General features: G+C 53.9%; 6 protein-coding genes and 4 pseudogenes. 9 read left to right on the forward strand and 1 reads right to left on the reverse strand.

Annotated elements, in window-relative coordinates; genetic code table 11:
• The 9 genes and pseudogenes from BFF42_RS07715 to ynjE form a co-directional block, all read left to right on the forward strand.
• Positions 1-285, forward strand: a pseudogene (locus BFF42_RS07715) (IS1-like element IS1X2 family transposase); the annotation flags it as partial.
• Between the two features lie 17 nt (positions 286-302).
• A pseudogene (locus tag BFF42_RS07720) lies at positions 303-446 on the forward strand (TVP38/TMEM64 family protein); the annotation flags it as partial.
• Between the two features lie 4 nt (positions 447-450).
• Positions 451-1128 (forward strand): annotated as a pseudogene (gene ydjY / locus BFF42_RS07725) (lipoprotein YdjY).
• A 14-nt stretch (positions 1129-1142) separates the two neighbouring features.
• Positions 1143-1850: a TVP38/TMEM64 family protein gene (locus BFF42_RS07730; RefSeq protein ID WP_000977145.1), complete on the forward strand. Its 708-nt coding sequence runs from the start codon at positions 1143-1145 to the stop codon at positions 1848-1850.
• Positions 1850-2398, forward strand: coding sequence for a carboxymuconolactone decarboxylase family protein (locus BFF42_RS07735; protein ID WP_000524080.1), 549 nt, complete (start codon positions 1850-1852; stop codon positions 2396-2398). Before BFF42_RS07730 ends, BFF42_RS07735 begins: the two co-directional genes overlap by 1 nt.
• 9 nt (positions 2399-2407) lie before the next feature.
• Positions 2408-3574, forward strand: a pseudogene (locus BFF42_RS07740) (ABC transporter substrate-binding protein).
• Positions 3547-5082, forward strand: coding sequence for an ABC transporter permease subunit (locus tag BFF42_RS07745; protein ID WP_000258513.1), 1536 nt, complete (start codon positions 3547-3549; stop codon positions 5080-5082). The pseudogene BFF42_RS07740 and the gene BFF42_RS07745 overlap by 28 nt, the downstream one beginning before the upstream one ends.
• Positions 5082-5735, forward strand: coding sequence for an ATP-binding cassette domain-containing protein (locus tag BFF42_RS07750; protein WP_001299561.1), 654 nt, complete (start codon positions 5082-5084; stop codon positions 5733-5735). Before BFF42_RS07745 ends, BFF42_RS07750 begins: the two co-directional genes overlap by 1 nt.
• Positions 5736-5801: 66 nt before the next feature.
• Positions 5802-7088, forward strand: a complete 1287-nt coding sequence (gene ynjE / locus BFF42_RS07755; protein WP_000832679.1) for a thiosulfate sulfurtransferase YnjE — start codon at positions 5802-5804, stop codon at positions 7086-7088.
• Between the two features lie 10 nt (positions 7089-7098).
• Here ynjE and BFF42_RS07760 read toward each other — a convergent pair.
• On the reverse strand, positions 7099-7354 hold a 256-nt coding region (locus tag BFF42_RS07760; protein ID WP_000474469.1), incomplete at its 5' end, for an IS1 family transposase.

Here is a 7354-nt window from a genome sequence, read left to right on the forward strand (position 1 = left end):
GTCTTCGGTGAACGCACTCTGGCCACACTGGAGCGTCTTCTGAGCCTGCTGTCGGCCTTTGAGGTCGTGGTATGGATGACGGATGGCTGGCCGCTGTATGAATCACGCCTGAAGGGAAAGCTGCACGTTATCAGCAAGCGTTACACTCAGCGCATTGAGCGACATAATCTGAATCTGAGACAACATCTGGCAAGGCTGGGACGGAAGTCACTGTCGTTCTCAAAATCGGTGGAGCTGCATGACAAGGTCATCGGGCATTATCTGAACATAAAACACTATCAGTAAGTTGGAGTCATTACCCGCTGCGCTTTATTTTACAACTCTGTCTGGCGGGCCTGGCGCTGTTTATTCTCGTCCAGCTCGCAAAACTCTACGCCCGACACAAACATGTGGATCTGTCTGCTTCGCGCCGCAGCCCGCTTACTCACCCAAAAAATGAAGGATAGAACGATGTCGCAACATTATTCAGTGTCATGGAAAAAAGGACTGGCTGCACTCTGCTTACTGGCTGTTGCCGGGCTTAGCGGCTGCGATCAAAAAGAGAATGCGGCGGCAAAAGTGGAATACGACGGACTTTCGAACAGCCAACCGCTGCGCGTCGATGCCAATAACCATACGGTAACCATGCTGGTGCAAATTAATGGTCGTTTCCTCACCGACGACACTCGTCACGGTATTGTGTTTAAAGATGGCTCCAACGGACATAAATCGCTGTTTATGGCTTATGCGACCCCGAAAGCATTTTATGAAGCCCTGAAAGAGGCAGGTGGTACGCCGGGCGAAAACATGACGATGGATAATAAAGAAACGACTCATGTCACAGGCAGCAAACTGGATATTTCGGTCAACTGGCAAGGGGCGGCAAAAGCGTATTCCTTCGATGAAGTGATTGTTGACAGTAATGGCAAGAAACTGGACATGCGCTTTGGCGGTAATTTAACGGCAGCAGAAGAGAAGAAAACGGGTTGACTGGTGTGTCTGGATAGCTGCCCGGTCGGCATCGTCAGCAATGCAACATACACTTATGGTGCGGTGGAAAAACGCGGCGAAGTGAAATTCAAAGGCAATGCCTCAGTTCTCCCGGCGGATAACACGCTGGCAACGGTTACCTTTAAAATCACCGAATAAAGCCAGGATAAAGGATGATGAAGATGCAATCGCGTAAAATCTGGTACTACCGTATAACCCTCATCATCCTGTTGTTCGCTATGCTGCTCGCATGGGCGCTGCTTCCCGGCGTCCATGAGTTTATCAATCGCAGCGTTGCGGCGTTTGCCGCCGTGGACCAACAGGGTATAGAACGCTTTATTCAGTCTTACGGCGCACTGGCGGCAGTTGTCTCGTTCTTGTTGATGACTTTACAGGCCATTGCTGCACCGCTACCTGCGTTTTTGATCACCTTTGCCAATGCGTCGCTGTTTGGCGCGTTCTGGGGCGGCTTGCTGTCGTGGACCAGTTCGATGGCCGGCGCGGCGCTGTGCTTTTTTATCGCCAGAGTGATGGGCCGCGAAGTGGTGGAAAAATTAACCGGCAAAACCGTGCTTGACAGTATGGACGGCTTTTTCACTCGCTACGGCAAACACACCATCCTGGTCTGTCGGTTATTGCCTTTTGTCCCTTTCGATCCAATCAGCTATGCTGCCGGTCTGACTTCAATACGTTTTCGCTCGTTTTTTATCGCCACCGGGCTTGGTCAATTACCGGCGACTATTGTTTATTCCTGGGCGGGCAGCATGTTAACAGGCGGTACTTTCTGGTTTGTCACCGGACTGTTTATTCTGTTTGCCCTGACCGTGGTGATTTTTATGGCGAAGAAAATATGGCTTGAGCGCCAGAAGAGGAATGACTGATGGGTTTACCGCCGCTTAGCAAAATTCCTTTCATTTTACGTCCGCAGGCGTGGCTGCATCGTCGCCATTACGGCGAGGTGCTAAGCCCGATTCGCTGGTGGGGGCGGATCCCGTTTATCTTTTATTTGGTGTCAATGTTTGTTGGGTGGCTGGAGCGCAAACGCTCACCGCTCGATCCGGTAGTGCGATCGCTTGTCAGCGCGCGCATTGCGCAAATGTGCCTGTGTGAGTTTTGTGTGGATATCACCAGTATGAAAGTCGCCGAGCGTACCGGCAGCACCGATAAACTGCTGGCAGTGGCTGACTGGCGGCAAAGCCCGCTCTTTAGCGATGAAGAACGGCTGGCGCTGGAGTACGCCGAAGCCGCAAGCGTCACACCGCCAACAGTCGATGATGCCCTGCGTACCCGACTGGCTGCGCATTTTGACGCTCAGGCGCTCACCGAACTGACGGCATTGATCGGCCTGCAAAACCTGTCGGCTCGTTTTAATTCTGCCATGGACATTCCCGCTCAGGGGCTGTGCCGTATTCCGGAAAAACGTTCTTAAGGAGAGAAGATGCGCCATTGTGGGTGGTTGCTGGGATTGTTATCGCTGTTTTCTTTGGCAACACATGCCAGTGACTGGCAGGAAATTAAAAATGAGGCCAAAGGGCAAACCGTCTGGTCTAACGCCTGGGGCGGCGATACCGCAATTAACCGCTATCTCGACTGGGTTAGCGGCGAGATGAAAACCCATTACGCTATAAACCTGAAGATTGTTCGTCTCGCGGATGCCGCAGACGCGGTGAAGCGCATTCAGACCGAAGCTGCTGCCGGTCGTAAAACGGGCGGCTCGGTGGATCTGCTCTGGGTGAACGGCGAAAACTTCCGCACCTTAAAAGAGGCCAATTTATTACAAACGGGCTGGGCGGAGACTCTGCCCAACTGGCGCTATGTCGACACACAGCTGCCGGTGCGGGAAGATTTTTCAGTGCCGACACAAGGTGCGGAATCGCCCTAGGGCGGCGCACAACTGACGTTTATCGCCCGCCGCGATGTTACGCCACAGCCACCACAAACGCCGCAAGCCTTACTGGAGTTTGCTAAAGCCAATCCCGGCACGGTTACTTATCCGCGCCCACCGGACTTTACCGGCACGGCGTTTCTTGAACAGTTGCTGATTATGCTGACGCCAGATCCCGCCGCATTAAAAGAAGCGCCGGACGATGCGACTTTCGCCCGTGTCACTGCGCCCTTGTGGCAATATCTTGATGCACTGCATCCGTATTTGTGGCGCGAAGGAAAGGATTTCCCGCCTTCGCCCGCGCGGATGGATGCTCTGCTGAAAGCCGGCACATTGCGCCTGTCGCTGACCTTTAACCCCGCGCATGCGCAGCAAAAAATCGCCAGCTGCGATTTGCCGGCAAGCAGTTACAGTTTTGGCTTTCGCGAGGGGATGATTGGCAACGTGCATTTCGTCACCATTCCAGCCAACGCGAATGCCAGTGCTGCGGCGAAGGTAGTTGCCAATTTTCTGCTCTCACCCGATGCGCAACTGCGTAAAGCAGATCCCGTTGTCTGGGGCGATCCTTCTGTTCTCGATCCGCAAAAACTGCCTGACGGGCAGCGCGAAATATTGCAATCAAGAATGCCGCAGGATCTGCCGCCGGTACTGGCTGAACCGCACGCAGGATGGGTGAATGCACTGGAACAAGAATGGTTACGCCGTTACGGTACGCATTAATCTTTTTGCTGTGGGCGATGGTGGCGGTGATTTATGCACCGCTGATCCCGGCAGCTCTCACGCTGATATCGCCTGCGTTGTCGTTGACACACTGGCAGGCGTTATTTGCCGATCCACAGTTACCGCATGCATTACTGGCAACGCTGGTGTCGACAACCATCGCGGCGGTCGGGGCATTGTTGATTGCCCTGCTGGTGATTGTGGCGCTATGGCCTGGGCCGAAATGGCAGCGTATGTGCGCCCGTCTGCCGTGGCTGCTCGCCATTCCCCATGTGGCTTTTGCCACCAGCGCCCTGCTGCTCTTTGCTGACGGAGGGCTGCTATATGACTATTTCCCGTATTTCACTCCGCCAATGGACCGATTTGGCATCGGTCTGGGCCTCACCCTTGCAGTGAAAGAAAGCGCATTTCTGCTGTGGATCTTAGCGGCAGTATTGAGCGAAAAACGGCTGTTGCAGCAGGTCATTGTGCTGGATTCGCTGGGCTACAGCCGCTGGCAATGCCTGAACTGGCTGCTGTTGCCCTCCGTCGCGCCTTCGCTGGCAATGGCGATGCTGGCGATTGTTGCCTGGTCGCTTTCGGTCGTGGATGTGGCGATTATTCTTGGGCCAGGTAATCCACCGACGCTGGCAGTAATTAGCTGGCAGTGGTTAACTCAGGGCGACGCGGATCAACAAACGAAAGGCGCACTCGCCAGTCTGCTGCTGATGCTGTTACTCGCCGCCTACGTTTTGCTGAGCTATCTGCTATGGCGCAGCTGGCGGCGCACTATTCCCCGCGTAGATGGCATTCGCAAGCCTGCCACACCTTTATTACCAGGCACTACGCTGGCGAGTTTTTTACCCTTAACCGGTGTGCTGTGTGTGGTTCTGCTGGCGATCCTCGCGGATCAGTCGACGATCAATAGTGAAGCACTCATCAACAGTCTGACAATGGGGCTGGTAGCAACATTCATCGCTTTGCTCCTGTTACTGCTGTGGCTGGAATGGGGGCCACAGCGTCGCCAGTTGTGGCTATGGTTGCCCATTCTATTGCCCGCTCTGCCACTGGTGGCGGGCCAGTACACGCTGGCGCTATGGCTGAACCTGGATGGAAGCTGGACGGCGGTGGTCTGGGGGCATCTGCTGTGGGTAATGCCGTGGATGCTGTTTATCCTGCAACCCGCCTGGCAGTGCATTGATTCACGGTTAATTTTGATTGCGCAAACACTGGGCTGGTCGCGGGCCAAAATCTTCTTTTACGTGAAATGCCCACTCATGTTGCGCCCTGTGCTGATTGCCTTCGCGGTGGGATTTTCAGTCAGTATTGCGCAGTATATGCCGACGCTGTGGCTGGGCGCGGGGCGTTTTCCGACGCTCACCACTGAGGCGGTGGCATTAAGCAGCGGCGGCAGCAACGGTATTCTCGCCGCCCAGGCTTTATGGCAACTGTTGTTACCGCTTATTATTTTTGCCCTGACCGCGTTAGTCGCAAAATGGGTAGGTTATGTCAGACAAGGACTCCGCTAATGCTCTGCGTGAAAAATGTTTCGCTACGTTTACCAGAAAGCCGCTTGCTGACAAACGTTAACTTTACGGTTGATAAAGGTGACATCGTCACGTTAATGGGGCCGTCTGGCTGTGGAAAATCCACTCTGTTTTCATGGATGATTGGTGCACTGGCTGGACAGTTTTCTTGTACAGGTGAGCTATGGCTCAATGAGCAACGGATTGACATGCTACCCACCGCACAGCGTCAGATTGGCATTCTTTTCCAGGATGCACTGTTATTTGACCAGTTCAGCGTCGGGCAAAATTTACTGCTGGCGCTACCGTCGACGCTCAAGGGGACTGCCAGGCGCAATGCCGTGAAAGACGCGCTTGATCGAGCGGGACTGGCTGAAACTTATCACCAGGACCCTGCGACATTATCAGGCGGTCAGCGAGCGCGGGTGGCCCTGCTGCGCGCCCTTCTCGCTCAGCCAAAAGCGTTACTCCTGGATGAGCCATTCAGCCGTCTTGATGTGGCTCTGCGCGATAATTTTCGCCAGTGGGTGTTCAGCGAAGTTCGCGAACTGGCGATCCCCGTCGTTCAGGTAACGCACGATCTCCAGGATGTTCCTGCTGATAGTTCTGTTCTGGATATGGCGCAGTGGTCAGAAAATTACAACAAACTGCGATAACGCAAAGTTTTTCTCAATGCGTCAGTTCAGAATGGCGCACTCAAAACTACAATGTCGGGATTTTCGATGAAACGTGTTTCTCAAATGACCGCGCTGGCAATGGCGTTAGGGCTGGCTTGCGCTTCTTCGTGGGCCGCTGAACTGGCGAAGCCTCTTACACTTGACCAGCTTCAACAACAAAATGGCAAAGCGATAGATACTCGCCCCAGCGCGTTTTATAACGGCTGGCCACAAACCTTAAATGGCCCTTCTGGTCATGAACCTGCCGCCTTAAACCTCTCTGCCAGCTGGCTCGACAAAATGAGCACCGAACAGCTCAACGCGTGGATCAAGCAACATAACCTGAAAGCCGATGCCCCGGTGGCGCTGTACGGTAATGACAAAGATGTCGACGCCGTCAAAACGCGACTGCAAAAAGCAGGTTTTACGCATATCTCCATTCTGAGTGACGCGCTAAGCGAACCTTCCCGTCTACAAAAACTGCCGCACTTTGAGCAGCTGGTTTATCCGCAATGGCTGCACGACCTGCAACAAGGTAAAGAGGTTACGGCGAAACCTGCCGGTGACTGGAAAGTCATTGAAGCGGCCTGGGGCGCTCCTAAGCTTTACCTTATCAGCCATATTCCCGGTGCTGACTACATCGATACCAACGAAGTGGAAAGCGAACCGCTGTGGAACAAAGTTTCTGATGAACAACTAAAAGCGATGCTGGCAAAACACGGCATTCGCCATGACACCACGGTCATTCTGTACGGGCGTGACGTATACGCTGGAGCGCGTGTGGCGCAAATTATGCTCTACGCAGGCGTGAAAGATGTGCGTCTGCTGGATGGCGGCTGGCAAACCTGGTCCGACGCGGGACTGCCTGTTGAGCGAGGAACGCCACCGAAAGTGAAAGCGGAACCGGATTTCGGCGTGAAGATCCCGGCACAACCGCAGTTGATGCTCGATATGGAACAGGCCCGTGGACTGCTGCATCGCCAGGATGCATCGCTGGTGAGCATTCGTTCGTGGCCAGAATTTATCGGTACGACCAGCGGTTACAGCTATATTAAACCAAAAGGTGAAATAGCCGGAGCACGTTGGGGACACGCTGGTAGCGACTCGACGCATATGGAAGATTTTCATAACCCGGATGGCACCATGCGCAGCGCCGATGATATTACCGCTATGTGGAAAGCGTGGAATATCAAACCAGAGCAGCAAGTTTCATTCTACTGCGGCACCGGCTGGCGCGCGTCCGAAACCTTTATGTACGCACGCGCCATGGGTTGGAAGAATGTTTCCGTGTATGACGGCGGCTGGTACGAATGGAGCAGCGATCCAAAAAATCCGGTAGCAACCGGTGGGTAATGACTCCAACTTATTGATAGTGTTTTATGTTCAGATAATGCCCGATGACTTTGTCATGCAGCTCCACCGATTTTGAGAACGACAGCGACTTCCGTCCCAGCCGTGCCAGGTGCTGCCTCAGATTCAGGTTATGCCGCTCAATTCGCTGCGTATATCGCTTGCTGATTACGTGCAGCTTTCCCTTCAGGCGGGATTCATACAGTGGCCAGCCATCCGTCATCCATATCACCACGTCAAAGGGTGACAGCAAGCTCATAAGACGCCCC

The sequence above is a fragment of the Shigella sp. FC1661 genome (assembly GCF_001712525.1).
GTDB classification, from domain to species: domain Bacteria; phylum Pseudomonadota; class Gammaproteobacteria; order Enterobacterales; family Enterobacteriaceae; genus Escherichia; species Escherichia coli.